General features: G+C 37.6%; 29 protein-coding genes, 1 pseudogene and 1 riboswitch. Of the genes and pseudogenes, 28 read left to right on the top strand and 2 right to left on the bottom strand.

What is annotated here, in order from left to right; translation table 11 throughout:
- Nucleotides 1-55: 55 nt before the first annotated feature.
- Together ACYT32_RS08245 and ACYT32_RS08240 are read left to right on the top strand one after the other, a co-directional pair.
- Nucleotides 56-400: pseudogene (locus tag ACYT32_RS08245) on the top strand (DUF4931 domain-containing protein); the annotation flags it as partial.
- Entirely contained in the window at nt 383-868 is a 486-nt protein-coding gene (locus ACYT32_RS08240) for a DUF4931 domain-containing protein (RefSeq protein WP_461793393.1), read from the top strand. The pseudogene ACYT32_RS08245 and the gene ACYT32_RS08240, both read left to right, overlap by 18 nt.
- A gap of 346 nt (nt 869-1,214) precedes the next feature.
- Here the strand turns inward: ACYT32_RS08240 and ACYT32_RS08235 are convergent, their stop codons facing one another.
- Nucleotides 1,215-2,336 (bottom strand): NAD(P)-dependent alcohol dehydrogenase, encoded by a 1,122-nt coding sequence (locus ACYT32_RS08235; protein ID WP_395265435.1) that lies wholly within the window; start codon nt 2,334-2,336, stop codon nt 1,215-1,217.
- Nucleotides 2,337-2,566: 230 nt separating this feature from the next.
- Between ACYT32_RS08235 and ACYT32_RS08230 the strand changes: the two genes are divergently transcribed.
- The 19 genes from ACYT32_RS08230 to ACYT32_RS08140 all read left to right on the top strand — a co-directional run bounded on the left by ACYT32_RS08230 (nt 2,567) and on the right by ACYT32_RS08140 (nt 20,456).
- The gene (locus ACYT32_RS08230) at nt 2,567-3,436 is read left to right on the top strand and encodes a CvfB family protein (protein ID WP_395265436.1); all 870 of its coding nucleotides are present in this window, start codon (nt 2,567-2,569) and stop codon (nt 3,434-3,436) included.
- A gap of 11 nt (nt 3,437-3,447) precedes the next feature.
- The gene (gene xerD, locus ACYT32_RS08225; protein ID WP_395265437.1) at nt 3,448-4,368 is read left to right on the top strand and encodes a site-specific tyrosine recombinase XerD; all 921 of its coding nucleotides are present in this window, start codon (nt 3,448-3,450) and stop codon (nt 4,366-4,368) included.
- A gap of 10 nt (nt 4,369-4,378) precedes the next feature.
- The gene (locus ACYT32_RS08220) at nt 4,379-4,765 is read left to right on the top strand and encodes a RibT protein (RefSeq protein WP_395265438.1); all 387 of its coding nucleotides are present in this window, start codon (nt 4,379-4,381) and stop codon (nt 4,763-4,765) included.
- Nucleotides 4,765-5,490: a segregation and condensation protein A gene (locus tag ACYT32_RS08215; RefSeq protein WP_395265439.1), complete on the top strand. Its 726-nt coding sequence runs from the start codon at nt 4,765-4,767 to the stop codon at nt 5,488-5,490. Before ACYT32_RS08220 ends, ACYT32_RS08215 begins: the two co-directional genes overlap by 1 nt.
- Nucleotides 5,491-5,492: 2 nt before the next feature.
- Entirely contained in the window at nt 5,493-6,038 is a 546-nt protein-coding gene (gene scpB, locus ACYT32_RS08210) for an SMC-Scp complex subunit ScpB (protein ID WP_395265440.1), read from the top strand.
- Nucleotides 6,025-6,747, top strand: coding sequence for a pseudouridine synthase (locus ACYT32_RS08205; RefSeq protein ID WP_395265441.1), 723 nt, complete (start codon nt 6,025-6,027; stop codon nt 6,745-6,747). The genes scpB and ACYT32_RS08205 overlap by 14 nt, the downstream gene beginning before the upstream one ends.
- A 97-nt stretch (nt 6,748-6,844) precedes the next feature.
- Nucleotides 6,845-6,965, top strand: a riboswitch (FMN riboswitch).
- 70 nt (nt 6,966-7,035) lie between these two features.
- Nucleotides 7,036-7,587 (top strand): ECF transporter S component, encoded by a 552-nt coding sequence (locus ACYT32_RS08200; RefSeq protein WP_395265442.1) that lies wholly within the window; start codon nt 7,036-7,038, stop codon nt 7,585-7,587.
- A gap of 82 nt (nt 7,588-7,669) precedes the next feature.
- The gene (locus ACYT32_RS08195) at nt 7,670-8,761 is read left to right on the top strand and encodes a LysM peptidoglycan-binding domain-containing protein (RefSeq protein WP_395265443.1); all 1,092 of its coding nucleotides are present in this window, start codon (nt 7,670-7,672) and stop codon (nt 8,759-8,761) included.
- Nucleotides 8,762-8,822: 61 nt separating this feature from the next.
- Complete coding sequence (gene cmk / locus ACYT32_RS08190) at nt 8,823-9,482, top strand: (d)CMP kinase (RefSeq protein WP_395265444.1); 660 nt, start codon at nt 8,823-8,825, stop codon at nt 9,480-9,482.
- Between the two features lie 11 nt (nt 9,483-9,493).
- On the top strand, nt 9,494-10,807 hold the full coding sequence (der, locus tag ACYT32_RS08185) for a ribosome biogenesis GTPase Der (protein ID WP_395265445.1): 1,314 nt from the start codon (nt 9,494-9,496) through the stop codon (nt 10,805-10,807).
- Between the two features lie 185 nt (nt 10,808-10,992).
- Nucleotides 10,993-11,268: an HU family DNA-binding protein gene (locus ACYT32_RS08180; RefSeq protein WP_057739444.1), complete on the top strand. Its 276-nt coding sequence runs from the start codon at nt 10,993-10,995 to the stop codon at nt 11,266-11,268.
- Between the two features lie 72 nt (nt 11,269-11,340).
- Nucleotides 11,341-12,594, top strand: coding sequence for a tetratricopeptide repeat protein (locus tag ACYT32_RS08175; RefSeq protein ID WP_395265446.1), 1,254 nt, complete (start codon nt 11,341-11,343; stop codon nt 12,592-12,594).
- A 487-nt stretch (nt 12,595-13,081) separates the two neighbouring features.
- On the top strand, nt 13,082-14,500 hold the full coding sequence (gene nhaC / locus ACYT32_RS08170) for a Na+/H+ antiporter NhaC (RefSeq protein WP_395265447.1): 1,419 nt from the start codon (nt 13,082-13,084) through the stop codon (nt 14,498-14,500).
- A 546-nt stretch (nt 14,501-15,046) separates the two neighbouring features.
- Nucleotides 15,047-16,249, top strand: coding sequence for a CCA tRNA nucleotidyltransferase (locus ACYT32_RS08165; protein ID WP_395265448.1), 1,203 nt, complete (start codon nt 15,047-15,049; stop codon nt 16,247-16,249).
- Nucleotides 16,250-16,302: 53 nt separating this feature from the next.
- A complete protein-coding gene (locus ACYT32_RS08160) occupies nt 16,303-16,767 on the top strand; it encodes a hypothetical protein (protein WP_395265449.1) in 465 nt (154 codons plus the stop codon).
- Between the two features lie 70 nt (nt 16,768-16,837).
- A complete protein-coding gene (locus ACYT32_RS08155) occupies nt 16,838-17,008 on the top strand; it encodes a hypothetical protein (protein ID WP_395265450.1) in 171 nt (56 codons plus the stop codon).
- Between the two features lie 84 nt (nt 17,009-17,092).
- On the top strand, nt 17,093-18,997 hold the full coding sequence (locus tag ACYT32_RS08150; protein WP_395265451.1) for an ABC-F family ATP-binding cassette domain-containing protein: 1,905 nt from the start codon (nt 17,093-17,095) through the stop codon (nt 18,995-18,997).
- A 9-nt stretch (nt 18,998-19,006) separates the two neighbouring features.
- Nucleotides 19,007-19,957: a thymidylate synthase gene (locus ACYT32_RS08145; protein WP_395265452.1), complete on the top strand. Its 951-nt coding sequence runs from the start codon at nt 19,007-19,009 to the stop codon at nt 19,955-19,957.
- Between the two features lie 10 nt (nt 19,958-19,967).
- Nucleotides 19,968-20,456 (top strand): dihydrofolate reductase, encoded by a 489-nt coding sequence (locus ACYT32_RS08140; protein WP_395265453.1) that lies wholly within the window; start codon nt 19,968-19,970, stop codon nt 20,454-20,456.
- On the opposite strand, the gene trhA is transcribed toward ACYT32_RS08140, so the two are convergent.
- Complete coding sequence (gene trhA / locus ACYT32_RS08135; protein ID WP_395265454.1) at nt 20,453-21,103, bottom strand: PAQR family membrane homeostasis protein TrhA; 651 nt, start codon at nt 21,101-21,103, stop codon at nt 20,453-20,455. The two genes, ACYT32_RS08140 and trhA, sit on opposite strands and share 4 nt — an antisense overlap.
- A 529-nt stretch (nt 21,104-21,632) precedes the next feature.
- On the opposite strand from trhA, the gene ACYT32_RS08130 reads away from it, so the two are divergent.
- Genes ACYT32_RS08130 through dprA form a run of 7 tightly spaced genes read left to right on the top strand, consistent with a single transcriptional unit; the run spans nt 21,633 to nt 26,709 of the window.
- The gene (locus ACYT32_RS08130) at nt 21,633-22,475 is read left to right on the top strand and encodes a DegV family protein (RefSeq protein ID WP_395265455.1); all 843 of its coding nucleotides are present in this window, start codon (nt 21,633-21,635) and stop codon (nt 22,473-22,475) included.
- Between the two features lie 43 nt (nt 22,476-22,518).
- Entirely contained in the window at nt 22,519-23,367 is an 849-nt protein-coding gene (locus ACYT32_RS08125) for a DUF459 domain-containing protein (RefSeq protein WP_395265457.1), read from the top strand.
- 2 nt (nt 23,368-23,369) lie between these two features.
- Nucleotides 23,370-23,963 (top strand): YpmS family protein, encoded by a 594-nt coding sequence (locus ACYT32_RS08120; RefSeq protein ID WP_395265458.1) that lies wholly within the window; start codon nt 23,370-23,372, stop codon nt 23,961-23,963.
- A 13-nt stretch (nt 23,964-23,976) separates the two neighbouring features.
- On the top strand, nt 23,977-24,201 hold the full coding sequence (locus ACYT32_RS08115; protein WP_395265459.1) for a YozE family protein: 225 nt from the start codon (nt 23,977-23,979) through the stop codon (nt 24,199-24,201).
- Nucleotides 24,202-24,224: 23 nt separating this feature from the next.
- On the top strand, nt 24,225-25,079 hold the full coding sequence (gene ylqF, locus ACYT32_RS08110; protein WP_395265461.1) for a ribosome biogenesis GTPase YlqF: 855 nt from the start codon (nt 24,225-24,227) through the stop codon (nt 25,077-25,079).
- On the top strand, nt 25,069-25,848 hold the full coding sequence (locus ACYT32_RS08105; RefSeq protein WP_395265462.1) for a ribonuclease HII: 780 nt from the start codon (nt 25,069-25,071) through the stop codon (nt 25,846-25,848). Before ylqF ends, ACYT32_RS08105 begins: the two co-directional genes overlap by 11 nt.
- A gap of 42 nt (nt 25,849-25,890) precedes the next feature.
- A complete protein-coding gene (gene dprA, locus ACYT32_RS08100; protein WP_395265463.1) occupies nt 25,891-26,709 on the top strand; it encodes a DNA-processing protein DprA in 819 nt (272 codons plus the stop codon).
- Nucleotides 26,710-26,742: the final 33 nt, after the last annotated feature.

Raw genomic sequence — 26,742 nt, 5'->3', positions numbered from 1 at the left:
TTTCTTTCAGTTTTTTTGTGTTTTGCGTTATTATTTGAATAATGAATTTTTTGAGGTGAAAGCTTTGTCAAATAAAGATGTATTAGTTTTTGAAATCGAGCAAGCAAAGGGAAAGCCCCGCGACGTTCAAAAGAAAGCTGACTATTGTCCCTTTTGCGACACGGAGCATTTAACGAATATTATTGATCAAAAGAACGATATGATTTGGTTAGAAAATAAGTTTAAGACTTTGAAAGATACTAATCAGACAATTGTGATCGAATCCCATGATCACGAAGGTGATATATCAAATTATTCAGTTGAAAAAAATCGTGAAGTCTTTTAATATATTTATCAATGTTGGAATACCATGATTCAAACTAAGAAATATACTAGTGTTTTGATGTACAAGAATTTTGGCCCTATGTCTGGCGGTTCGCTGCGTCATCCACATTTCCAAATCATTGGCTTGAATAAGGTCGATGGTTATAAGCACGTGGAGCCGGAGAATTTTACTGGCATGAATGTCTTTGACAATAAACATATCAACGTCAATATCTCTGAAAAACCAGTGATGGGATTTGTTGAATTTAATATTGTAATCAATAATCCTAAGTATCTAGCCGATTTGGCTGAGTTCGCGAGAGTAACTGTCAAATATATTTTGAACGACTTTTACGGTGGTAAGTTCGATTCTTATAATATTTTCTTTTATCGTGAAGGAAAGAAGATTATTTGTAAATTGACTGCGCGGTACGTTGTTTCTCCTTATTTTGTAGGTTATCGTCTTTCGCAACGTGACGGTGATAAGCAGGTCAGTGGAATCGCAAAAGCCTTGTTAGAACGTTTAAAAGAGCAGGCACAGTCGAAAGAAATTAGTTTAGAATAAACTTTTAAGTTTAATTATGTATCAAGCATAATTAAGCTTTTTTTTTCGAGTTCAGGCGCTGAGTATAATTTTAAATTTTTAATTTCACTGATAATAGATGTTCACAAATCAATTTAGCACAACTTGTTTTAATTAATGTTATGTAACTTTGAAACTTTAAAGAAGATTAATTGTTCCGGTTAACATATATGTTTTACGAAAACAAAAAATAATTAAAAACCAAAGCTTGATATTATACGTTGAAAACCTCCTCAAAAGGTATCGTAATTCAAAAAACTGATTTTTAAAGAAAAAAAGATGGTTCAGTCTAGGCAAGAGTCTAAACGGAACCATCTTTTAAATTTTATTAAGCCTCTGGTTGATAATCTTTATCAATGATCAAGACTGGTTTGATAGTCTTACCACTGACAGAATCAGCATCAGCTTCGTTAATTTGGTCGAAATCGTAGAACTTTTCAGTTAGATCGAATGGGAAAACGCCCATTTGATAGAATTCAATTAGACGAGGGATATCAACTTGAGGAATTGAGTCACCCATGTTAACACCAACAATCTTCTTATCGTCAACGCAAAGGTCATTCCAAGTGCTGATCTCAATATTTTTAGGAGTAACAGCGATGGTAGCAGTTGTTCCACCTTGTGTCAAAGCAGCGATTGAATCAGTCATAACTTTAGCGACACCAGTAGTATCAACGGCCCAATCTACACCAAGGCCGCCAGTGATTTTCTTGATAGCTTCGACGGCATCTTCTTTAGAACTATTGACAACATCTGTGGCACCCATTTTCTTAGCCAATTCCAAACGAGAGTCAATAATATCAACAGCGATAACTTTGACACAACCAGAGATCTTACCAGCCATCATGGCAGCAAGTCCAACGGCACCAGTACCAAAGACAGCAATTGTATCGCCAGGTTTTGGTTGAAGGGTATTGAAAACAGTACCTGAACCAGTTACGTAACCACAGCCTAGAGGTCCTAATTTCCTTAAATCAAGGTCCTTAGGAACCTTAACAGCATTACGTTTATCGATCACCGTATGAGTTGTGAATGATGATTGATTGAACATGTCACTAACGTGGTGGCCATCTTCAGTAAAGTGGTCCGAGCAATCTGGACGAGTTCCAGAAAGATTGGAAGCCGCATATTTGCGACATTGAGTAGGTTTTCCTTTCAAACAGTTGTCACACTCACCACATGAATAGAATGACATAATAATGTGATCACCAGGTTGAAAGTTTTTGACATTTTTACCGACTTTTTCAACGATACCTGAACCCTCATGTCCAAGTACAACTGGGAAGTTAAAGGCAGCATCACCTTTACGCAAAGCTTCATCGGAATGGCAAATACCGGAAGCCACGACTTTAACTTGCAAACCATCATCGGTCATATCAGCTAATTCGACATCATCCTTGATCACAAATGGATCATTAACTTTATCAACTACAGCAGCTTTAATTTTCATATTGAATCCCTCTCTCAATTAAATGTGTAAACGCTTACTACATTTAAAATTATTTCACTATTTTTTAATAAATTCAATCTTAAGATTAAAATAAACTAATTATTATAAATTGGCTGTCATTATTTACCATGATTTCAAAAAATAATTGGGATTCACTAGAAAAAAGTTTTATGTAACGTCGAAATAATGTAGAATATATACTGATTAAATACAAAAGAGTATGGTGAAAAATGGATATAACAGAAATGTATGGTCAAGTATTGGCAGGTACTGTCACTGACCTAAATAAGGATGAGGCCTTTGTACAAATTGACGGCAAGACCTTTGCTTTAGATTTAACTGAATTAACAGAAATTCCCGAATTAGGCGATCAAGTTGCAGGTTTTGTTTACGAAAATCAAGCACACAAGAACAAGATGACGACCGTCTTACCATTCGTTACTGAAGGTGTTTGGGACTTTGCGGAAGTGACAGAGGTCAGAACTGACTTGGGTGTCTTTGTTAACGTTGGTTTGGACGATAAAGATATTGTTGTTTCTTTGGATGACTTACCTTTGGAGCATAATGAATGGCCCAAAAAGGGCGACAATGTGATGGTCAAATTAGAGATCGATCACAAGGGGCGTTTATGGGGCAAATTAGCTGATATTGAGCTTTATACACAGATTGCCCGTAGTCCAGAGAGCAACCTTAAAGCTCTGATGAATAAAGATGAAGAGGGCACTGTGATTGCTATTCGTGAATCTGGAGCTTTTGTTATGACGGACAGCTATTATATGGCTTTCATTCATAAGAACGAACAAGGACAACCACTGCATATTGGCCAACACGTTAAGGCTCGGGTTATCGGTTCAAGTCATCGTCGGTTAAACTTGTCGATGAAACCTCGGGCCTATGAAGAAATCACGCCTGATGCACAAATGATCATTGCAGTTTTGGAACACTCACGCGACAAACGGATACCTTATACTGATAAAAGTGATCCTGATGATATCAAAGAGTATTTCGGTATCAGCAAGGGTAGTTTTAAACGTGCTTTAGGTAATTTGATGAAGCAACGTAAGATTGAGCAAAAAGATGGATACACCTATCTTAAATAGAGGTTTTTGGCATGAGTGGTAAATTAACGATCAAGAATCAAGTCATGAAAGATACGATTGCCGATTACGCTCGATACTTGCGCTTAGATCGGGGATTGTCAAAGAATACAATTGTATCTTATCAGACGGATCTCTTAGAATTTAGCAGTTTTTTAGAAAAGAAAAATATCCAGTTTTATCCTGAAGATCATTTCATCGTGACACAGTTTTTTGCGGAACAGGATAAATTAGAGAAGTCCAAGACCTCGCAAATGCGGATGTTTTCATCGTTACGTAAGTTCTACCAGTGGATGGAAATTGTCGATAAGATTGCCGTCAATCCGATGAATGAATTGGATGCTCCTAAAAAAGGAACTCACCTGCCCGTGGTTTTATCAATGGAAGAAGTCAATTCGTTGATTGAATCGCCTGATGTGTCAACTCCGTTAGGTTTGCGAGATCGAACTATTTTTGAAGTCATGTATGCGACTGGCTTGCGGGTCAGTGAACTAGTCAATCTAACGATGGATGACTTGCATTTGGATCTGGGATTAGTTAAGACTCTGGGTAAGGGTAGTAAAGAAAGACTGATTCCCATTGGTGATACTGCTATCGCCTGGTTGAAGAAATATTTCTCCGAAACTCGGGGTGAACTGGTGGCTAAATATGGTCCCCAAAAAGAAGTTTTCTTGAATTTTCGGGGTAAGAAGTTGACCCGTCAATCAATTTGGCGAATGATCAAGAAATACATTGCGCAAGTAGGTATCAAAAAAGATGTTACACCGCATACTTTGAGACATTCATTTGCTACTAATTTATTAGAAAATGGAGCAGATTTGCGAGTCGTCCAAGAGTTATTAGGACATTCCGATATTTCAACTACGCAAATATATACCCACGTCAATAAAACCCATATGAAACAAGTTTATAATGAATCATTTCCACGAGCCTAGGAGGATTTGAATGCTAAATAAATATAGTGATGAGAATAAGAAAATTGCGATGGGATTTTTGTCATATATCAATGACTTAAAAGATTTAGATAATATGGAACAGGAGCTGCAATTGTATTCTGAAGATGAGAATCGCCAGCTTTACTTGTGGAAGAGCAATTTGGAAGATTATTCGGGTATCGTCGCCTTATCATTTTCAGATAAGACCGTCTTCATTGAATATATTTCCTTGAGCCCATCTTATCGTTCCCAAAGCAACATCTTTAAGATTTTTGACGATGTGCAGCGCAAATTCCCTAAGTTAGTGATTTTGACTAATTTTAATCTGAGTACTGAGTTAGCAAAGTGGCGTAAGAATAAAGAAAAATTTGAAAAAGATATGAAAGAAACAGATTAATGCAAAAATTAAATTTGGTTTTAAGCGATTTTGAAGGTCCTATCGACTTGTTGTTGCATTTGATCAAGGAATCAAAAGTTGATATCTATGACATCCCTATCGCACAAATCACTCAACAATATATCGACTACTTACAAGGTATGAAAGTCTTACAACTGGATATTGCTGGTGACTATTTGGTGATGGCCTCAACTTTGATGTCAATCAAGAGTAAGATGCTATTGCCACAAGCCCCTGATGAGATCGATGATGATTTGGAAAGTGAAGATCCACGAGATGAATTAGTCTCGCAACTTTTGACTTATCAGACCTTTAAGCAGGTCGCAGCCTACTTTGAAGAAAAAGAACAAGCTCGAAAGCAGAAATTCGATAAAGAAGTCAGTATTCCAGCTAAGCAATTGGCGCAATTTTTGGAACCGGGCTCAATAGCTTTGGATGATTTGGCTTCGACTTATACAGAATTGTTGCGGGAACAGCGGCATAGTCAACCTAAAATGGAAACAATTGAAAATGAAACGTTGTCGATTGAAGATGCAACTGATAATATAATGAACGAATTAAAAAATACTAAGAAGACGACTTTTAAAGCGTTATTGAAATTGAATCACGATATTGAAGAAATCGTCACTGACTTCATGGCCATCTTAGAATTAGCTCGGAAACAATTAGTATCAGTTCAACAAGCTGATCGTAACAGCGAGTTATATATTGAATTGAGGGATTAAACGTGTATCAAGCAAAAATTATTGCCTTGCTTTTCGTTGCTGGCGATCAAGGAATTAAGGAAAAAGATTTAGCACAATTGTTGGAAATTGACAGTGCAGCTTTACGGCAAAATATTGAAGAACTGAAAGTTAAACTGTTGACTGATATAGATTCAGGTATCCAGTTGGTGGAATACAATTCATTATATAAATTGGTTACCAAAGACGAATTCGCGGACTTATTGACCAAGTACTTCAAGTCCGGTTTAGGGACAAAACTCAGTCAAGCAGCGTTAGAGGTACTTTCGATCGTAGCTTATCGACAACCAATTACTAGAATTGAGATCGATGAGATTCGTGGCGTTCAAAGTTCAGGTAGTTTGAATACGTTATTGATGAGAAAATTGATCAAAGAACATGGTAAAAAAGATGTACCCGGACACCCCAATTTATACGTGGTGACGGATGAATTTTTCGATTATTTTGGTATTAAAAGTATCAAAGAGTTACCTAAGATAGAAAAATTTGAGGATGTTTCAGATACAGGAGATATTTATGGACAAAATTAGATTACAAAAATTTATGGCGGAAGCAGGTGTGGCTTCACGTCGTAAATCAGAAGAGTTGATCGCTAAAGGTCACGTTAAAGTAAATGACAAAGTCGTCACAGAAATGGGCATCAAGGTAGATCACCGTGATAAGATCGAAGTCGATGGCATGCCCTTACAAGAGGAAAAGAAACGTTACATCTTGATGTACAAGCCTCGAGGAGTTATCTCCGCAGTGAAAGATGACAAAGGTCGTAAAGTCGTCACTGACCTTTTGGAAGATGACGTTAGAGAACGAGTTTATCCAATTGGTAGATTGGACTACGACACCTCTGGTTTATTGTTATTGACCAATGATGGCGAATTTGCTAACCACTTGATGCACCCCAGATACCACGTCGATAAGACTTATGTGGCTAAGATTGAAGGTGTCTTAACAACCGAAGAGATCAGAAAGTTGGAAAATGGTCTAAAACTGCAAGGCTATACGACTTCTAAGAGTAAAGTCAAAGTGATGTCCAAGGATAAAAAGAAGAATTCTTCAATCGTGAAGATTACGATTCATGAGGGTCACAATCATCAAGTTAAGAATATGTTTGATGCCGTGGGCCACAAAGTTGAAAAATTGGCTCGGGAGAGTTATTCTTTCTTGACTCTTGAGGGCTTAGTATCGGGTAAATATCGTGATTTGAGTCGCCAAGAAGTAGCAGAATTGAAGAAAAACGATTAATATATATTCTTATAACTAAATAGAATTATATCTATAACAACGCTTCAGTTGCACTACTGCATGGGGTTTGCTATTATAAGCTTATAAAATTTAATAAATTGGTTTTCAGGGCAGGGTGTAATTCCCGACCGGCGGTACAGTCCGCGACCCAACGCAAGTTGGTTGAATTGGTGCGATTCCAATACCGATAGTTAGAGTCTAGATGGAAGAAAACAGAGTAAGGTCTGTTTTGGTGTGCCCAAAATAGGCCTTTTTTCTTTGAAAATCAATTGAGAGAGGTTGATTTTAATGGGAAAGAGTACGTATAAGTTTCAATCAATAATTGGGGTATCGATTTTTGCAGCATTGGGAACGATTTTGATGTTCTTTGAATTTCCAATCCTGATATGGATGCCATTTTTAAAGGTCGATCTAAGTGATGTCGTTACAGTTATTGGAACGTTCGCCTATGGACCAGTCGGAGGAATATTGATTGCTTTGATCAAGTCAATGGTTCACGTCTTAGTAACCGGCAGCGGCGTGGCTGGATTGATTGGTAACACAGCGGCCTTCGTTGGTTCAGTGGCTTTGTTGATACCGTTCAATCATTTTTGGCAAAAGAATAAAAAGACTTCGGCCGTTGTCTTTGGCACACTCTCGATGACCGTTATTATGTCAGTGCTTAATTATTTAGTTATCATGCCTTTATATATGGGAGTAGTTGGTATGAAACTGAATATGAGCTTGCCAATGTACGTGGCAACCGGGGTTGTACCATTCAATATCATTAAGGCTTTGATCATTTCTGCGGCGGTAATGATCGTCTATCCTAGATTAAAAGGGCATTTTGCTGTTAAATAGGGAAATTTTATAAATCTTTAAAGAAAAATTTTAAACTTTTATGATATGCTTTAAGGGATAGAAATTAGGAGGTTGGTTTCTAATGGCCGATAATGATAAAAACAATATGTCTGGCGATTCACGTGTTCCTAAATCTACTCAGGGACTGGAAGGATCTGTCAGTCTTGAGGATTTGAAAAAGTATCATCTAATTGATTCGGGAGAGGATGCAGGTAATGATGCCGTATCTGATACTCAAACTTCTAATGAGACAGCTTCTGAATCAGCAACCGCTTCAGCTGATCATCTTCAATCTGAAGAGAACAACGATCATTTGAATGAATCAAAAGAAAAACAAAATGATGCTGACGACAAAACCGATAATGTTACATTTGTCCCTACACCACCAGTAACACCAGAACCAGAACAAGATACTGATGATTCAGAAGATACGAGTGATTCTCAATCAGTCGAGGAAAATGTCGCTGAGTCAAAGGATCAATCTGAAAATAAAGCCGATGACGATGTCAAACCTTGGGAAAAGAGTTTTGACTCTGACACTGATGAAGCAGGTCATGTTTCTCGAAAAGTTTCAAAGGAAAAACAACGAGGCAACCATACTTTAGTGGTTACTTTAGTGATTGCTTTGATCGTGATCATGTTCACACCGGTGGTTATTAATGCCGTTAAAGGTAGTAGTAGTGGTGCCTTAGACAGTACTCAGTCAACTAAGTCAGTCGAAAGTAAAGACAAGTCGACTAAGAAGACTACGAAGAAGAAATCGACTACCAAGAAATCTACTGCTAAGAAGTCAACTACTTCAAGTACAAAGCAGTCTGATTCTACTGGTACAAAGAGTTCAAATAGTGCGTCTGATTCTAACAGTAATTCAACTGCTTCAGATAGTACTGCTTCTGACAATACTAATAGTGGTCAAACAACAACAGATCAAAATAGTTCTAACTCCAATTCCAATTCCAGTTCTCAAGAGCAAACTAACCAACAAGCTTCTGACAATACGAATACAACTAATTCAACTGATTCAAGCAGTTCAACTGCTTCGTATTACACTGTCAAAGCAGGTGATAACTGGTTTAGAATCGCTTATAACAATAATTTGACAACTGCTGGATTGAAGAGCATGAATCCAAATGTTGGAACTTTGACACCAGGTACTACTTTACGAGTTAAATAAGCAAATTTGTCTAGGGTCCTTGACGTTATTGTCTGGGCCCTTTTCTTAAGGAGAGAAATTAATGCAAATCGCAATCGATGGTCCAGCATCTGCTGGCAAAAGTACAATCGCTAAATTAATCGCAAAAAAACTAAACTTCGTCTACTGTGATACGGGTGCAATGTATCGGACAGTAACTTTGCTTGCAAAAAAGCATAATGTGGGTTATGGTGATACTCTCAATATTTTGAAATTAATGTCGGAGCATAAGATCCATTTTCTTAACCAAGCGGATGGTCAACACGTTTTATTGGATGACGAAGATGTCTCAGATGCAATTAGAACCGAAGAGATAACCAATAATGTTTCTCAAGTCTCAGCTATTAAAGAAGTGAGAACGGAATTAGTTAAAATGCAGCGACAAATGGCTGACGATGTCAGTATTGTAATGGATGGAAGAGATATCGGTACAACTGTACTACCAGATGCACAAGTCAAGATTTTCTTGATTGCCAGTGTTGAGGTCCGTGCACAGAGACGGTTTAAAGAGAATCAAGAACGAGGGATTAAAACGCCTCTAAAAGAGCTCCAAGATGAGATTGCAGCTAGAGATTATAAAGATTCACATCGCGCTATTTCACCACTGAAAAAAGCTAGCGATGCTATCGAGGTCGATACTTCCGATATGACCATCGAACAAGTTGTCAATCGCGTAATTGAGATAGTTAACGAACATAAGTAGGGAGGTACAATATGTCTGTACCAGTTGTTGCGTTAGTAGGACGCCCCAATGTTGGAAAATCTACAATTTTCAATCGAATCATTAATGAAAGATTATCGATTGTTGAAGATACACCCGGAGTTACTAGAGACCGAATTTATTCTCGGGCTAGTTGGCTCGGAAAAGAATTCCGTTTAATCGATACCGGTGGTATTGAAATGAGCGGCGAAAAAATGTCAGTTCAAATCAAGAACCAAGCCGAAATTGCGATTGATGAAGCTGATGTTATCGTCTTTATCACCAATGGTCAAAACGGCGTTACTAAAGAAGATGAAGATGTTGCTAAGATTCTTTATCGGACTAATAAGCCAGTGATTTTGGCCGTTAATAAGGCTGATAATCCTGAACAACGTCAAAATATTTATGACTTCTATACTTTAGGCTTTGGCGATCCCAATCCTATTTCTGGTGCTCAAGGTACTGGCTTAGGTGATCTGTTGGATGCTGTTGTCAAGGCATTCCCCAATGATGACAAAGCTGAAGAAGATGATACTGTTAAATTCAGTTTCATTGGTCGTCCCAATGTTGGTAAGTCATCACTTGTCAACGCTATTTTGGGTGACCAACGAGTAATTGTTTCTGATATGCAAGGAACGACGCGGGATGCGATTGACACTAAGTATCATGATGAAAAGTTAGATCAAGACTTTACCATGATCGATACGGCCGGAATTAGAAAACGTGGTAAGGTTTACGAAAATACCGAAAAGTATTCCGTCTTACGGGCTTTAAGTGCGATCGATAAGTCGGATGTCGTATGTGTTGTTTTGAATGCTGAAGAAGGGATTCGTGAACAAGACAAGCGAGTGGCTGGTTATGCTCATAATGCCGGTAAAGGTGTTATTATCGTGGTTAACAAGTGGGATACTTTGAAAAAAGATACCAATACCATGAAGGACTTTGAAAACCAAATTAGAGCCGAGTTCCAATACTTGTCTTATGCACCAATTCTGTTCACTTCAGCAACGAAGAATCAAAGACTAGATCAGATTCCAGAACTTGTCTCACGGGTCTATGCTAACCGTGATCGTCGAATTCAATCATCTGTATTGAATGACTTGTTATTGCGTGCAACTTCAATTGCACCAACACCTTTAGTTAACGGAAAGAGATTGCGGATCTATTACATGACGCAAGTAGCCATTCAACCACCAACTTTTGTCGTCTTTGTAAATGAAACTGAATTGTTGCATTTCTCATATGAACGTTTCTTGAAGAACCAACTACGAGAAACTTTTGACTTTGAAGGTACGCCAATTAAAATTTTACCAAGAAAGCGAAAATAGGCCATGATGATAGTATTTTAGCCGTTTTTATTAAAATCTTAATAAAAATAAAGATTTATCCTAAAATCAACGGTAAATGCTTGTCACATCGGCATTGCTATGGTATTTTTGTAAATAGAATAATGAACGCATTAATAATAGTTCATGTGTTCTAAATATTTTACATTTTCCGGAGGTATTCACATATGGCAAATAAAGCTGAACTTATTGATAGTGTAGCAAGTAAGACAGGTTTGACAAAGAAGGATGCAACTTCTGCTGTTGATGCTGTTTTCGAAACTATCCAAGATAATTTATCAGAAGGTAACAAGGTTCAATTAATTGGCTTTGGTAACTTCGAAGTTCGTCAACGTGCTGCTCGTAAGGGTCGCAACCCACAAACTGGCGAAGAAATTAAGATCCCTGCTAGCAAAGTACCTGCATTCAAACCAGGTAAGGCTTTGAAGGATTCAGTTAAATAGTTAATTTTTAGCTATCTTGGGGGCGGTCGAAGGACCGTCTTTTTTATTTTGCAAAATAACGGAGGTATTAATTTGAGTAAAGCAGATGAAGTAATTGAAAGAATTGACGATGGAGATTTTTCGTCAGTTGACCGCTTGATTCAAGCATCGTTGGCAGAAGACGATGAACAAACTCAATTTTCTTTAGCTGAAACTTTGATGAGCAGAGGCCTCTCAGTTCAAGCTAAAACGATTTATGAGCATCTTTTGAATATTTACCCAACTGAAGGACAAATCCTCTCAAGATTGGCGGAAATTGCCGTTTCTGATGGTAATAGCGACCAAGCATTGGATTATATTTCTCAAATCACCCCGGATTCGCCTGCTTATGCCGAAAACCTCTTGGTTTCTGCCGACATCTATCAGGCACAAGGATTATACGAGGTCAGCGAACAGAAGCTTTTGACTGGTATTCGGGAATTTCCTGATGAAGAAGTATTCAAATTTGCTTTGGCAGAAGTTTATTTCGACGAGAACAAATTTAGCAAGGCTTTGACGTATTACGATATGTTACTAGATATGGGAATCAAAAATTACTCCGGAATTTCCCTCATCTTTCGTAAAGCTAGTTCCTTGGCTGGTGATGGTCAGTATGAAGCAGCTATCAGTGAATATGAAAAATTGAACGCACTCGAACTGAATGAAGACGCTCAATTTCAATTGGGCTTCTTGTACAATCAAGTGAAAAATTATAACAAGTCGATCTCAATTTTGGAGGGATTGCTGGATTCGAATCGTGATTATCCAACGGCTTATCCGATTTTGGCGGAAGACTATTTGAATATTAAGAAAAACTCTGATGCCTTTAAATATGCTCAGTTAGGCTTGAATTTGAATGAATTGGATGACCGTTTGTATCAGATTGCCTTTGAAGCGGGAACCTCAGAAGATCCTAGTGCTGCGATTAAAATTCTTGAGACAGGCATTCAAAAGGTTGAAAATCCAATGCCTTTGATCATCAAATTGAGTGATTACTACTTAACCAAAGGACAGTACAAAGCTAATTTAGACCTCTTAAACGGTCGGGATGTTTCCAATAATCCGAAATTAACTTGGAACTTGGCTAAGTCGCAATTCGAAACAGATGACGTCGAATCGGCCCAAGAGAATATTTTGTTAGTTCTAGATGAGTACAAAACTAACCTAGATTACTTATCGGATTTGATTGAAATTTTACGTAGTACTGGTAACAAGGCAATATTGAAATCGGCTGTAACGCTTTATTTGAAACAAGATCCAGATAATGAACAGATGCAAGATTTACTAGATCAATTGAATGAAAATTAAAATTAATCTAATTTAATGTGATTTACTACTTGCATAATCTAATATATCTGTTATGATTGCTTACATAAATTGATTTTGGCTTTAAAATAAGTAATCAGATATCTGAGTGTTCAGAGAATTGGCGGTCGGTGTGAGCCATGCAGGGTATTGTGATGAAATACAAAGTTAAAATCACGTGTCCTACGTTTCAGGAGTAAAGAGCAAATGGATCAATAGTCCATTTGAATTTTGGGTGGTACCGCGCCAAATAGCGTCCCTGCATTAAATTGCAGGGGCGCTATTTTTTTACTCTATGGGCAAATAGAAGGAGGAATGTTATGAAATTCATCGAAAAACTTCAATTGCAAGCAAAGTTTAGCCAAGTCTTATCAGAAACTGAGGTCAAACAAGTTAAACGTAATTATCTCTATCGTCCCTATTGGAACTGCCAATAAAAATCAAGCTGTATCAAACGATACTCATTTTTTAGGAAGACAGGGTGAATAGGATGAAAAAAGAAATTAAGTTAACGTTTAAAGAAAGTTTAATTATTATGGTCATAATGTTTGGCCTGTTAGCAACGATGATGATCGGATTCAAGATGACACCCCAGATTCCAATTTTATTAGCTTTTACGATTTTGTTGTTCTACGGACGCTTACGCGGCTTTACCTGGAATCAGCTGCAAGCGGGGATCACTGAAGGTATAAAACCAGGTATTATTCCGATGATCATTTTTATTATGATTGGAGTTTTAGTCGCTGCTTGGACGATGTCTGGTGTTATTCCGACAATTATGGTTTATGGATTAAAAATTTTGAATGTCAGATTTTTCCTCTTTACTGTCTTTGTTAGTTGTTGTCTCGTTGGGGTGATTGTCGGGAGCTCGTTTACAACCATCAGTACCTTGGGTATCGTCTTTATGGGTATCGGTCATGTGATGGGCATCAATATCGCTTTGACGGCTGGTTCAATCGTCTCAGGAGCTTTGTTCGGTAACAATATGTCACCACTTTCAGGCACAACTAATTTAGCTACTGGGATAGCTGGAGTAGACAATGTCTTTGATCATATCAAAACGATTGCCCACACTGCGGTTCCTGCCGCTATCATCACTTCGATAATCTTTTTGATCGTTGGTCACACGACTGCTAACCCTGATCTTGCTTCAGTTCATCATATTATCAACGCTTTAGAGACTAACTTCTTCGTTTCACCATTAATGTTGATTCCAATCGCTATTTTGATCGTCTGTGCCGGACTGCAAGTACCTGCAATCCCAACTTTATTGGCAGGTTCTGTCAGTGCCATCGTTATGCATGTCGTGATTAATCATCCTAAACTGACTGATGTCAGCAATCAAATAATGAACGGTTTCCAATTGAAGTCAGCTGATAAACAAATTAACGCCATGGTCAGTGGCGGAGGAATAACTAGCATGTTGAGTAGTATTTCCCTGATTTTGGTAGCATTGGCTTTAGGAGGAATCTTACTCAAAATGGGAATCGTCAATAATTTGATCGGTAAAATGAATCAACAAGTCAATACGCCTGGTAAATTAATTCTATTATCAATGCTCAGTGCCATCGGCGTTAACTTTTTAGTAGGTGAACAATACATTTCAATCATTCTTCCTGGTGCCACTTTTAAAGACAATTTCGTTAAACAGAATTTAAACCCTGAGTACTTGTCACGTGTTCTGGCAAGTGGTGGTGCCGATATCAATGCCTTAGTACCTTGGGGCGTAACGGGAATCTTTATTTCCAGCGTCTTGGGTGTAAGTCCAATCGTCTTCATCTCATGCGCCTTCTACGTCTGGATCAATCCTTTGTTGATAGTCATTTACGGCTTCGCTTTTGGAAAGAGATACAATCTGAATTCGATGTCAGACTCGATTGCGCTGGATGGGTTGAAGCTGCAAAAGTGATTGCTTTCTAAATTTCAAAGAAAAAAGCTGCTGATTCTGTAATCGAATCGGCAGCTTTTTTTGGCAATGAAGCTTTATCTTGCTTGAAATGAATATTATTAGTTGTGCAAAAAGAAATTTTGACAATGGTTGCGGAATAATTTCGAAATTAATTTTTATCTTTACCACCAACAAGGCGGATTAAGAAAACTACGGAGTGAAAGAGCAATCCTCCAAAAAGCAACCAATTAATGCTACAGATAGCCCCGACCCAAACGCAAATAAGTGTGATTAAAAGAATAATGTCTATCATATTTATCCAATATCAGAACCCCTGAATTTTTTGTAAAGCCTTCTCTTCTGATATATTTTCACATCCCTTGTTGATTCCATTATAGCTATTTTTACTAAATCGTATACTGACTTAGAGTAAATAGTTATAATAATGCAACAAAATGTTGAAATTAATTTATTATTATCCAGAAAAACCAGTAGATTTCGAAGAAGTTGTCGAGTTGGTATATAATAAAATACGAGACTTTTATTTTTTAAATGTGAGGTAAAGATATGCAACTTAAACAACTTCCTGCCGATTTCGTAGAGGCACTGCCAGTATTAGAAAAAATTGAACAAGCCGGTTTTGAGGCTTATTTTGTCGGAGGAAGTGTTCGAGATCACATTTTAGGTTTACCGATCCATGATGTCGATATTGCTACCAGTGCCTATCCAAAAGAAATCAAAGAAATTTTTAGAAGAACAGTTGATACAGGTATTCAACACGGGACCGTTACTGTCTTGATGGGGGATGACTCATATGAGATCACCACTTTCAGAACTGAATCAGGTTATCAAGACTACCGCCGTCCTGATAAAGTAACCTTTGTCCGCTCCTTAGCCGATGATTTGAAGCGACGTGATTTTACGATCAATGCCCTCGCGGTTGACCGTAATGGGGTTGTTATCGACAAGTTCAATGGTTTAGAAGATTTAGACCAGCATGTTATTAGAGCCGTCGGTAAGGCTGAGGAACGTTTTCATGAAGATGCCTTAAGAATGATGCGGGCCGTTCGTTTCCAAGCACAATTAGATTTTACGATTGAACCTCAGACTGCTCAAGCCGTGTTCGATCATGCACCTTTACTAGAAAAAATTGCCGTGGAAAGAATTCGCGAGGAATTTGTTAAGCTGATGCTCAGTTCTTCCTGGCAAAAGGGCTTCAGTAATTTCTTAGATCTGGGCTTGAGTGAATACTGTCCTGACTTTACTAATAAACGCATTGATTTAGAAGAATTACTCGATATCAAAGGACAAAGTTTTTTTGATGAGGATGCAGTCTGGAGCGCGATTGGCTATGTTTTGAACTTGAATCATAGTGAATTCAATAAATTATTGCGGGATTGGAAGGTTTCCAATAAAACTCGCGAGGCTAGTTTGAATACCTTGAATCTGATGCACCTCTTTGAAAATCAAGATTATGATCTCTGGAATATTTATAAATTAGGGGTCGATAATTTAAGCCGGACGATTTCGTTGTGTCAGATGTTTTTGATCGAATTCGACTACGCCAGTTTGAAAGCAGAAGTAAATAATATTTCTATCAAAACGAATCGCGATTTGGCAATTTCTGGAAAAGAAGTTTGTGAAATATTAGAGGTTAAACCTGGTCCAATTATCGGTAAGTCGATGTCGCAAATAGAGCGTGCTGTCGTGGAAGGAAACGTTTCCAATAATTTTGATGATTTAAGACATTATTTGTTAAGTATTCAATAATGCTGTGGTATTATGAAATCAGTAAGTATTTTAGGATTTGAAAGGGTGGTAATATGACAAAACACGTTTTTAAGGAACTGAAATTCTATTTTAGAAATGACGATACTTGGACCGTTAGTCACAGTGAGATGAGAGATATTTGGATCGCTCGTGTTACAACAAGTTATGGCAGAATCAATGGTGGACGGATGCAAGAAATTCATCCATGTAAGCGTTTTAGAATTGAAATTTTACCTGACGCTGATTACATTAAGGATACTGATGTTTCCACAGCCGCTATGGCAGATGGTATGTTCAATCGTATTATCAAGTATCAAGATATTGAAAAATGCGATATTGTTTTTGAGGATGATCAAGATAAAGAACCAATGCAAATTTACTTCCCATTCAAACAAAAGGATGTCGAAGGATTGGATAATGCTTATCAATCTTCAGCAATTTCAAGCAAGACTGGTAACCTTTATATTTCAATTGATCCAGATAATACTGTTTACGACATTTATAAAACAGAACTTTAATAATAAAAAATACGGGATGTTAGTTGATAAAAGTTGACTAAAATCCCGTATTTTCTTGAGAGAGGGCAAAATGGGCAATTTGAAGATAGGATCGATAGTTTCGATCATCGATGAAGACGATACCATGAAAAATAAAATGGGATCAGTTGTATTTTATGATGAAATTAATAATAAAATTCTGGTGCGATTCGGTGGAGAAAAACAGTGGTATTATAGGCGCGACCAGTTGAAAGAATATTAAGACAATGTGATAATAGAACAGACAAGAAAGACTGACCTCTATCTGCGTGGGTAGAGGAATTTTTTATTTATAGTGGTGAAATAATTGAAAACCTTAAACATCTCAAATGCATCAAAATCATTTGGCGAAAGAACTCTTTTTACTGACGTGACTTTTACTATCAACGAAGGCGACCGGATCGGTTTGCTAGGACTGAATGGAACTGGTAAAACAACGCTCTTAGATGGGATCGTCAACAATAGCGATTTGAATACGATCAATGTCGAGAAACCTAAAGATTATAAGATCTCATATTTGAAACAGCAGCCTGATTTGGACGACAATTCATCTGTCATCGATGCTGTCTTCAATGGTAGTGGTGAAAAATTTCAATTGGTCCGCCAATATGAAAATTCATTAGCGAAATTCAACGCTAATTCAACTGACCAAACGATTCAAAATGAATTCTTTAAGTTGCAAGAAAAAATGAATGCGGCTGAAGCATGGCAATTGGAATCAGATGTCAAAGCGATCCTCAATAAGTTGGGAATCACTGAATTAGATAAACTGATCGGCGAGTTGTCAGGTGGTCAACAGAGACGAGTGGCGCTCGCCCAAACTTTGATCTCTGAAGCGGATCTATTGATCTTAGACGAACCGACTAACCATTTGGATTATGAAGCAATCGATTGGTTACAAAATTACCTCAGCAAGTATAAAGGCTCAGTTCTGTTCGTGACCCATGACCGTTACTTCTTGAATGAAGTTGCCACTAGAATTTTTGAAATTGAAAATCGTAACGTGACTGAATATGATGGAAATTACGAGAAATACCTCCAACAAAAAGCCGCAAACGAAGAAATCTATGCGTCAGAGCAGCATCATAAGACACAACTCTATAAGCAAGAATTGAATTGGATGCGGGCGGGAGTTAAAGCTCGAGGAACGAAACAGCAGGCCAGAAAAGACCGATTTAATGATCTAAAGGAAGACTTGCAAAATAAGCCGGAAGTTCAAAAAGAGATGTCGATCGATATTGCTCAACAACGTTTGGGAAATGATGTCTTCGATATCAAAGATGCCAGTCTGAAATTTGAAAATCATGTAATTTTAAACGACTTTAACTATTTAGTTTCACGTGGTGACCGCATCGGTATCACCGGTTCAAACGGTTCAGGAAAGACGACCTTTTTAAATACACTGGCAGATCAATTGCCACTAGATTCTGGTGAGATCAAGACTGGTCAAACTGTTCATTTGGGATATTATACTCAGCATACACGTGATATGGACCCTGATAAACGGGTTATCAGATATTTGGAATCGATCGGTCAAGGGGTCAAGAATAACGATGGAATGCACATGTCAGCTTCGCAAATGTTAGATACTTTCAAATTTGACCATCAGATGCAAGGAGCTTTCATTCGCGAACTTTCTGGTGGAGAAAAACGCCGTCTATATCTCTTGGCAATTTTGATGGACCAACCGAATGTCTTGTTGCTAGATGAACCAACGAACAACCTCGATATTGAAACCTTGACGATTTTGGAAAATTATTTAGAGAGTTTCAAGGGTACGGTCCTAGCAGTTTCTCATGATCGGTATTTCTTAGATAAAGTTGCCGATAAGCTGTTGATCTTTGAAGGCCAGGGCGATATTGAGGAGAGCTATGACTCTTATACTGGTTATCTGGAAAAACAGACCGCTGCTAAGCAAGCCAAACATCACGAAATCAAGACGCAAAAACATGAAGAAGTAAAACAAAAGGTTGAAGAGCAAACACAAGCTGAACCGAAGAAAAAATTAACCTATGCGGAACAAATTGAATTTGACAAGCTTGAACCAAAGATTGAAAAAATCGACGACCAAATGGCCGAGTTGAAGACGCAATTGAATGATTCATCGAATGATTATGAAAAGTTAATGGATTATCAACGCCAATTAGACGAATTAACGGCAGAATCTGACAAATTAATGGACCGTTGGGAATACCTCGGCCAATTCATTTAGGAGAAAATCATGCATAACGAACAACAATATTTGGATTTATTAAACTATGTTTTAGAACACGGTCATAAGAAAAACGATCGGACTGGGACTGGTACGATCAGTACTTTTGGTTACCAAATGCGATTTGATCTTCAAGAATCCTTTCCTTTACTGACAACTAAGAAAATTCCATTTGGTTTGATTAAAAGTGAATTGTTGTGGTTTTTGCATGGAGATACCAATATCAAATATCTCTTAGAACACAAGAACCACATTTGGGATGAGTGGGCTTTTAAAAACTATATTGAAAGTTCTGACTATCATGGACCTGATATGACCGACTTTGGCAGACGGAGTTTGATCGATGACGAATTTGCTCAAGCTTATCGAGTGGAAAAGCAAAAGTTCGATCAAAGTATTCTTAATGACGACGAGTTTGCCAAAAAGTTTGGTAACCTAGGCGACGTTTATGGAGCTCAATGGCGCCATTGGCAAAAGCGTGATGGTGGTTTTATTGATCAGATTGGTGACGTGATACAACAGATCAAACAAAATCCTGATTCAAGACGTTTGATCGTCAGTGCTTGGAATCCTGAAGATATCCCAACAATGGCTTTACCACCATGTCATACGATGTTCCAATTTTATGTCAATGACGGCAAGTTATCTTGTCAACTCTATCAAAGAAGCGGCGATCTCTTTTTGGGAGTACCGTTTAATATTGCCAGCTATGCTCTCTTGACGCACTTGATTGCTCGAGAAACCGGCTTAGAAGTCGGAGAATTCATTCACACGTTAGGTGATGCGCATATTTATTCTAATCACTTAGAACAAGTGAAAACTCAATTAAGTCGCAAACCTCTTGCAGGACCTAAGCTAGAGATCACTAGCGATAAGAGCATTTTTGAGATCGACGTTAACGATATCAAAGTAACAGACTATAATCCGCAGCCTGCTATTAAGGCTCCAGTTGCGGTCTAGGAGTGATAATATGTTAAGTTTTGTTTGGGCAGAAGATAAGAATCATCTGATTGGCAGTAATGGACATCTACCTTGGAAGTTGCCTGATGATATGAAACATTTTAAAAATTTGACGACAGGTCACCCAATCGTTATGGGACGCAAGACTTTTGAAAGTTTTCCCAACGGTCCTTTGCCAAATCGTTTAAATATTGTGATTTCTCGTAATACCAATTATCAAGTTCCGAAATCAGTCGTGCTGCTAAATGATAAGCGTGAACTTTCTCAATACGTTGACGCAGATGAAGAAGTGATGGTAATCGGCGGCGAGGGTATTTTTAAGTTATTTGCAGACGAAGTGGACCAATTGTATCTGACTAAGATCGACTATGAATTTACTGGTGACGTGAAAATGGTTAAAATTGACTATAGCAAATTCAAATTGACCGAAAAAAAAGAAGGCATTGTGGATGATAAGAATATCTATCCCCATACCTTCGAAACTTATCAAAGAATTTAATGAACGAAAAAATAAACTGAGAAGTACATTAAAGCTGTCCCAATCATGACGAAAATGTGCCAAATTACGTGAATGTATCTCAGGTTTTTCATCAGATATAAGCAGGCACCGACCGTAAAGGCGATTCCACCAGCGACCAATAGCCAAATTCCCGTGCTTCCAATGGCCAGATAAAGGGGCTTCATAGCGATGATGATGGCCCATCCCATCAATACGTACAGCAAAGTTTCAAAATATTTGAAGCGGCCTACATTAAAGATCTTATACAAAATCCCACCGATAGCTAACACCCAGATAAAGGCTAAGATACTGTAACCAAAGGCTGAATGCAAAGCTACCAAGCAATAAGGTGTGTATGTTCCGGCAATCATCAAGAAGATGGAACTGTGATCAAAAATTTGAAAAACACCTTTTGCTTTGGTGAAGTACAACGAATGAAACAAAGTTGAACTCAAGTATAAGAAAAACAGCGTGAAGGCATAGATGAAATAAGCCGTGATATTCAAGGCATTACCTTGATGAAAGCCTTTGATCAATAGGAAAATTGCTCCAATAATAGCTAAGATAATCCCAATTCCGTGAGTCACTGCGCTGAATACTTGGTCAGTGATTATATAGGCGCGTGAAAAATTATGTTTGTTTGACATGTAGGACAACTCCAATTTTTTGGTAATAATATTATTATAAACAACTCTTGACCCTTCATACAATAACATTCTTATATAATTCCTTATACCTGTGACAGTTAATCATCTTATGTAGGGCCAGCCTCAAGTTGCTGTTGGCAGCAAAAAAACTCTAGTTCATACCTACTAGAGCTCCTTTGGTCTAAATTAACGTTCTTTATGCCGTTATTGTATCGCAAGATTTTTAATATATAGATAATCGCAAAAAATAATTGGCTTTATTGAGAATGACCCAGTGTGTAATATCGTGAGTGTTTGTTAAACGTTATAAAAAAATCAGTAAACAACCTGAATAATAAATGATAAAATAAAGTCTAGTGATGAAACCCACAATCATTTGGATCATGGGTTATTATTTATTTAATGAAACTTATGTCGTCAAAAAAAGTAATGGCTGTATGCCTTGATGTAAAAGAGTTTTTTTAAAATCGCTATATTATTGTTATAATTGAAACAATCAAGAATTAAGACCCTATGAAAGAGGGATAAAATGAGTAAAGTAAAAATCCTTGCCGATTCATCGGTACAATTAACACCAGAGGAAATTCAGAAATATAATATTGGTATTGTTCCATTAACTATCAGTATAGATGATAAGACATATGTCGACGGCGTAGATATTACCAGAGAAAAATTTGTTGAAGAAATGGATTCTTCGAAAGATTTACCCAAGACATCTCAACCATCAATCGGGACTTTCATGAATATTATCGATGAAGTTCCAGAAGATTACACTGACATCTTAGCTTTGATCATGACGCCTGCTATTAGTGGAACTATCAATGCAGCACGTCAAGTAGCCGAGATGACTGATCGTCACATGGAAGTTATTGATACAGAATTCACTGACCGTGCCCAAGGTTTCCAAGTTTTGGAAGCTGCTAAAATGGCTCAAGCGGGTAAGTCGGTTGAAGAAATTAAAACAGCTATTAAGAAAATTCAAGACCATACTTATTTATATATGGGCGTTACTAGTATTGAAAATATCTTGCGTGGTGGACGTTTGAGTCGCTTTGCCGGAACTTTGTCAACGTTGTTGAATATCAATTTGGTTTTAACACTCAAGAATAATAGTTTGGACATTGCTAAACGTGGCCGTGGTCGCAAGACAATTGAAAAATATATGAATAATGTGATGGAAGAAATCAAAAGTTTGAAGAACATCAAAGCAATTGGGATTTCTTACGTTGATAATATGGATTATGTCAATGAATTGAAAGCAAAATTAGCGGAAATAGTTCCGGAAGTCCCATTACTGATTAGAGTCACGAGTCCGGTAATTGCTACCCATGCTGGTTCTGGAGCCTTTGCAATTGAATTTTATACTGAGTAAAGCTGATGATGTCATCAGCTTTTTTTTGAAAGTGGATTATTAAATGAAAAGAAAAAGTATTTGGATTATAGGATTAATCGTTTTGATCTTCTTGGCTGGTGGAGGGACCTATTACTTTGTCCGCAACAGTCAGAATCAAGTCACGCAAACTAAAGTTACTAAGACAACTAAGCCTAAGAAAAAAGTTATTCCTAAGAAGAAAAAAATCAGTATCGTTGCAATCGGCGATTCACTGACACAAGGAGTGGGCGATTCTAAATCAGTCGGTGGCGGATATGTCACTCGGTTGACAAAAAAAGTTCAAACTAAATATAAAGTGAAGACTGAGTCACATAACTATGGTGTTTCTGGCGATACTAGTCAACAGATCATGAAAAGAATCGAAAATGATAAAAATATTCACCGTGATCTTCCTGATGCTGATATCATTACGGTCACGGTTGGCGGCAATGATTTCATGCACCTTTTGCAAAAGAAGGGATTGGATTTGACTACTGGCGAAATTGCAGCTGAGCAAGTGCAATTTGACAAGCGTTTGAAAACTTTACTAACAGATATTAGATCTTACAACAAAAATGCACCGATCTATCTGATTGGAATTTACAATCCATTCAGTATTTATCTAAGCAACGTTCAAAATGCAAAGACAGCTTTCATCAATTGGAATAAAGGCTCAGCCAAAGTAGCTGCTGGGATTAATGACACTTACTTTGTCGATATCAATAATCTTTATCAGCCAAAAGGAATTACTAAGAAGGTCAAAAAGACTGGCAGTAATCCTTATCTTTACCAGAAAGATCACTTTCACCCAAATGGAACTGGTTATGATATGATGACAGACAAGGTTTTTAGTAAGGTTAAGGGAACGACAAAGGAGTGGCTTTATAAATAATCATGAAGAAAAATTATTGGAAATATGCATTTATCACACTTGTAGCAGTCTTAGTTATTTGTTTTGGATACGTGGGGATCAAAGCTTTTAGTTCCTCTTCTGATAGTTATCAAGTATCTTCCACTATTGCCGACAAGAGCAGCAAGGTTTTTACCGTCAATATGGATAAGCAAGAAGCAAATAAAATGGCTCAGTACTATTTAAAGAATACTTTGAATGATGGAAAAACTGATTATCAGTTGATTTTGAAAAAAGATGCCGAATTGACCGGCTCAGTTGACTTTTTAGGCGCAAAAATTCACTTTACGATTCTCATGCAACCATATGCCAAGACTAATGGTGATGTTTTACTGAAGGCTAAAGAGATGAAAATAGGAGATTTGTCATTGCCAATCTCATTTGTCTTGAATTATATTAAGAATAGTTTTAAGACTCCTGAATGGGTCAATATCGATGGACATGATAAATCGATTTTGTTGAAATTCACTAAGTTTACGACCAAAGAGGGCTATGGCATCCGTGCTAAGAAGATTGATTTGAAAAATAATAAATTGTCCTTTGACGTGATGAATAGTAAAATTACGGATAATCAGTAGGAAGGAGACCACAATGAGACGCAGCTTTTATGAGTTTTTAATGACTCTTCGTAATGTGGAAAGCGTTGAACCAGAAGCAGAATTTGCCAACAATGCTTTTCATGACTCGTCTTTTCCTAAACAAGAGCAAGATTATCAAAAATTATCCGAATATTTAGAATTGAATGCTGGCTATTTGCCTAGTATGACGATTTTTGATGAGGTTTATCAGAAGTATCAAGAAATAGATAAAAAATAATTTGAGGAAAACAGGTGATGGCAATGGCTTTACAATGGTACCCCGGACATATGAACAAGGCAAAAAATCAAGTACAGGATCGCTTAAAATTAGTCGATATCGTCCTTGAAATTGTCGATGCAAGATTACCCTTCTCTTCGAGAAACCCTGTTTTGGAACAAATAATTGACCAAAAGAAGCATATTATTATTTTGAATAAGTCGGATTTGGCCGATCCTAAAGTTACCCGGGATTGGAAGCTTAATTTTGAGCAGGAAGGTACCAATTCAATTGAGCTAGACGCCAAGCACAATAAAGGTTTGAATCAAATTAAGAGTATGATTCGTTCAGAACTTTCTGAAAAGATTGAGCGTTATGAAAGAAATGGCGTTAAGAATTACCAAATCAAAGCGATGTGTGTCGGTATTCCCAATGTTGGCAAATCGACCATTTTGAACAGACTGGTCGGTAAAAATGTGGCCGTCACGGGTAATAAGCCTGGTGTGACGAAGAATCAAAATTGGTTAAAAACTAATATTGGTATCGATTTACTCGATACTCCTGGTATTTTGTGGCCTAAAATAGATGATCCTAAGGTAGGGATGAAATTGGCTCTTTCAGGCGCTATTAAGGACAAAATCTATGCGGCTGATGATGTAGCTATCTATGCTCTGAACTTCCTCGAGGAGCATTATATGGACCAATTACAAGAAGCCTATAAACTAACTAATACTGACATCTTCAATCATACGACACCAGAGTTGTTGATGAATTTAACCAAGAAATTTGGCTATAAAGATGACTATGACCGAGCTTCTAAACGGATCATCGATGATGTGCGTAAATTAAAGCTAGGCCGCTTGACGTTTGATGTTCCTGGGGAGTTTTATGAAGAATAAATATACCATCTCAGACATAAAAACACTGTTAAGTCAAACGAATGTTTCCGCTGACTTGCTGGCTGAATTAGCTGGTGATCCCAGAGTTGGCGTGCAAAAATTATTGGCTAGCTATCAAGAAAAATTACGTAAGCAACAAGCTTTGATTGCCAGATTTCACAGTAAAGAGTTTTTAGAAAAACCATATTGGGATAACGGCAAAGTGGTTGCTGGCGTGGACGAAGTTGGACGTGGACCATTAGCCGGGCCAGTGGTCACAGCCGCGGTTATTTTGCCACCTGATAATACGCTCTATCAAGTCGATGATTCAAAGAAGCTTTCGGCAGGAAAACGTGCTGAATTGTATCGTCAAATTTGTGATCAAGCGCTTGATATCAGTCTTGGAGTAGGTAGTCCGAAGAGAATCGATCGAGAGAATATTTATCACGCTACTGAACTAACAATGCGTGATTCGATCAACAATTTGTACCTCAAGCCAGACCATATTTTGGTTGATGCAATGACTATACCAGTTGATATACCACAGACTAAATTGATCAAAGGCGATGCCAAATCTCTAAGTATCGGTGCCGCAAGTATCGTGGCTAAAGTAGCCAGAGATCGGTTAATGTCGATGTATGGTCAGCTCTATCCGGAATTTGGCTTTGAACAAAACGATGGCTATGGTACTAAGCAGCATTTGCAAGCTTTGGATGCTGTCGGTCGCACCAAGATCCATCGGTTAAGTTTTGCCCCAGTAAAAAAAATTGTTAAATTGTATCACGAGTAGACATCATTCCGTAATTTCATTCAAAGGAGTGATGTTTTTCTTATGGCTAATTTGACAGAAATATTAATTAGATGCAAAATGACTGGCATAGTTTCAAATGAATTGATGCTAAAAATTATAAAAATATCTATAAAAAGTGCTAATCTAGAATTGGAAGTCAGTAATTTCTTAAAAAAACAATTAGGAATTGCTAAATATAACCAGTTTCTTCTATTATTAACAGTGCAACCTCAGAAATTGCCGTCAGCTATCAATTTTTTAGATTTAGAGTATCCACAATTATTAAGAACGATTTATAATCCGCCGGCACTCTTGTTTTTTTCAGGAAAGATTGATTTACTTAAGACTGATTGCATTGCAATTGTTGGGGCCAGAAAAGCGACAGATTATAGTTTTCGTTGCTTGCAAAAGCTTGTCCCACGTTTGGTAAATCGTTATACTATTGTGAGCGGTCTAGCAAGCGGAGCTGATTCGTTTGCTCATTATCATACTTTACATAATTCTGGTCGAACGATTGCTGTTATCGGCTGTGGCTTAGATCAGGTTTATCCGAAGTCAAACTTGGAATTGCAAAGTTTAATTATGGATAAAGGTTTGGTTATCAGTGAGTACCCACCAGGGACTCCTTCGATGGGTAAACATTTTCCGCAAAGAAATCGAATCATTGCTGGTCTTTGTCAAAAGGTTATCGTGACTGAGGCCAATCGTCACAGTGGTTCACTGATCACTGCGGATCTAGCATTAGAAAATAATCGCGAGGTGCTGGCAATTCCTGGAGCAATCGACAGTCCTTTGTCTATTGGATGTAACCGGTTAATTGAGGAAGGCGCTACGCCATTGATCGACTTTAATAATTTTTAAATTTAAACTTGTCAGTTTATTGTTTAGATTGAC

Source organism: Companilactobacillus sp. FL22-3 (genome assembly GCF_054881455.1).
This window is presented reverse-complemented; position numbering and strand designations above follow the sequence as displayed.

Coding starts and splice junctions, on each gene's coding strand:
- ACYT32_RS08115 (WP_395265459.1), top strand. CDS start 23,977: ATGAGACGCAGCTTTTATGAGTTTTTAATGACTCTTCGTAATGTGGAA.
- ACYT32_RS08165 (WP_395265448.1), top strand. CDS start 15,047: ATGCAACTTAAACAACTTCCTGCCGATTTCGTAGAGGCACTGCCAGTA.
- ACYT32_RS08220 (WP_395265438.1), top strand. CDS start 4,379: ATGCTAAATAAATATAGTGATGAGAATAAGAAAATTGCGATGGGATTT.
- ACYT32_RS08105 (WP_395265462.1), top strand. CDS start 25,069: ATGAAGAATAAATATACCATCTCAGACATAAAAACACTGTTAAGTCAA.
- ACYT32_RS08235 (WP_395265435.1), bottom strand. CDS start 2,336: ATGAAAATTAAAGCTGCTGTAGTTGATAAAGTTAATGATCCATTTGTG.
- ACYT32_RS08230 (WP_395265436.1), top strand. CDS start 2,567: ATGGATATAACAGAAATGTATGGTCAAGTATTGGCAGGTACTGTCACT.
- ACYT32_RS08205 (WP_395265441.1), top strand. CDS start 6,025: ATGGACAAAATTAGATTACAAAAATTTATGGCGGAAGCAGGTGTGGCT.
- ACYT32_RS08160 (WP_395265449.1), top strand. CDS start 16,303: ATGACAAAACACGTTTTTAAGGAACTGAAATTCTATTTTAGAAATGAC.
- ACYT32_RS08140 (WP_395265453.1), top strand. CDS start 19,968: ATGTTAAGTTTTGTTTGGGCAGAAGATAAGAATCATCTGATTGGCAGT.
- cmk (WP_395265444.1), top strand. CDS start 8,823: ATGCAAATCGCAATCGATGGTCCAGCATCTGCTGGCAAAAGTACAATC.
- trhA (WP_395265454.1), bottom strand. CDS start 21,103: ATGTCAAACAAACATAATTTTTCACGCGCCTATATAATCACTGACCAA.
- ylqF (WP_395265461.1), top strand. CDS start 24,225: ATGGCTTTACAATGGTACCCCGGACATATGAACAAGGCAAAAAATCAA.
- ACYT32_RS08145 (WP_395265452.1), top strand. CDS start 19,007: ATGCATAACGAACAACAATATTTGGATTTATTAAACTATGTTTTAGAA.
- ACYT32_RS08200 (WP_395265442.1), top strand. CDS start 7,036: ATGGGAAAGAGTACGTATAAGTTTCAATCAATAATTGGGGTATCGATT.
- ACYT32_RS08125 (WP_395265457.1), top strand. CDS start 22,519: ATGAAAAGAAAAAGTATTTGGATTATAGGATTAATCGTTTTGATCTTC.
- ACYT32_RS08240 (WP_461793393.1), top strand. CDS start 383: ATGTACAAGAATTTTGGCCCTATGTCTGGCGGTTCGCTGCGTCATCCA.
- ACYT32_RS08155 (WP_395265450.1), top strand. CDS start 16,838: ATGGGCAATTTGAAGATAGGATCGATAGTTTCGATCATCGATGAAGAC.
- ACYT32_RS08180 (WP_057739444.1), top strand. CDS start 10,993: ATGGCAAATAAAGCTGAACTTATTGATAGTGTAGCAAGTAAGACAGGT.
- nhaC (WP_395265447.1), top strand. CDS start 13,082: ATGAAAAAAGAAATTAAGTTAACGTTTAAAGAAAGTTTAATTATTATG.
- der (WP_395265445.1), top strand. CDS start 9,494: ATGTCTGTACCAGTTGTTGCGTTAGTAGGACGCCCCAATGTTGGAAAA.
- ACYT32_RS08120 (WP_395265458.1), top strand. CDS start 23,370: ATGAAGAAAAATTATTGGAAATATGCATTTATCACACTTGTAGCAGTC.
- ACYT32_RS08195 (WP_395265443.1), top strand. CDS start 7,670: ATGGCCGATAATGATAAAAACAATATGTCTGGCGATTCACGTGTTCCT.
- xerD (WP_395265437.1), top strand. CDS start 3,448: ATGAGTGGTAAATTAACGATCAAGAATCAAGTCATGAAAGATACGATT.
- dprA (WP_395265463.1), top strand. CDS start 25,891: ATGGCTAATTTGACAGAAATATTAATTAGATGCAAAATGACTGGCATA.
- ACYT32_RS08215 (WP_395265439.1), top strand. CDS start 4,765: ATGCAAAAATTAAATTTGGTTTTAAGCGATTTTGAAGGTCCTATCGAC.
- ACYT32_RS08130 (WP_395265455.1), top strand. CDS start 21,633: ATGAGTAAAGTAAAAATCCTTGCCGATTCATCGGTACAATTAACACCA.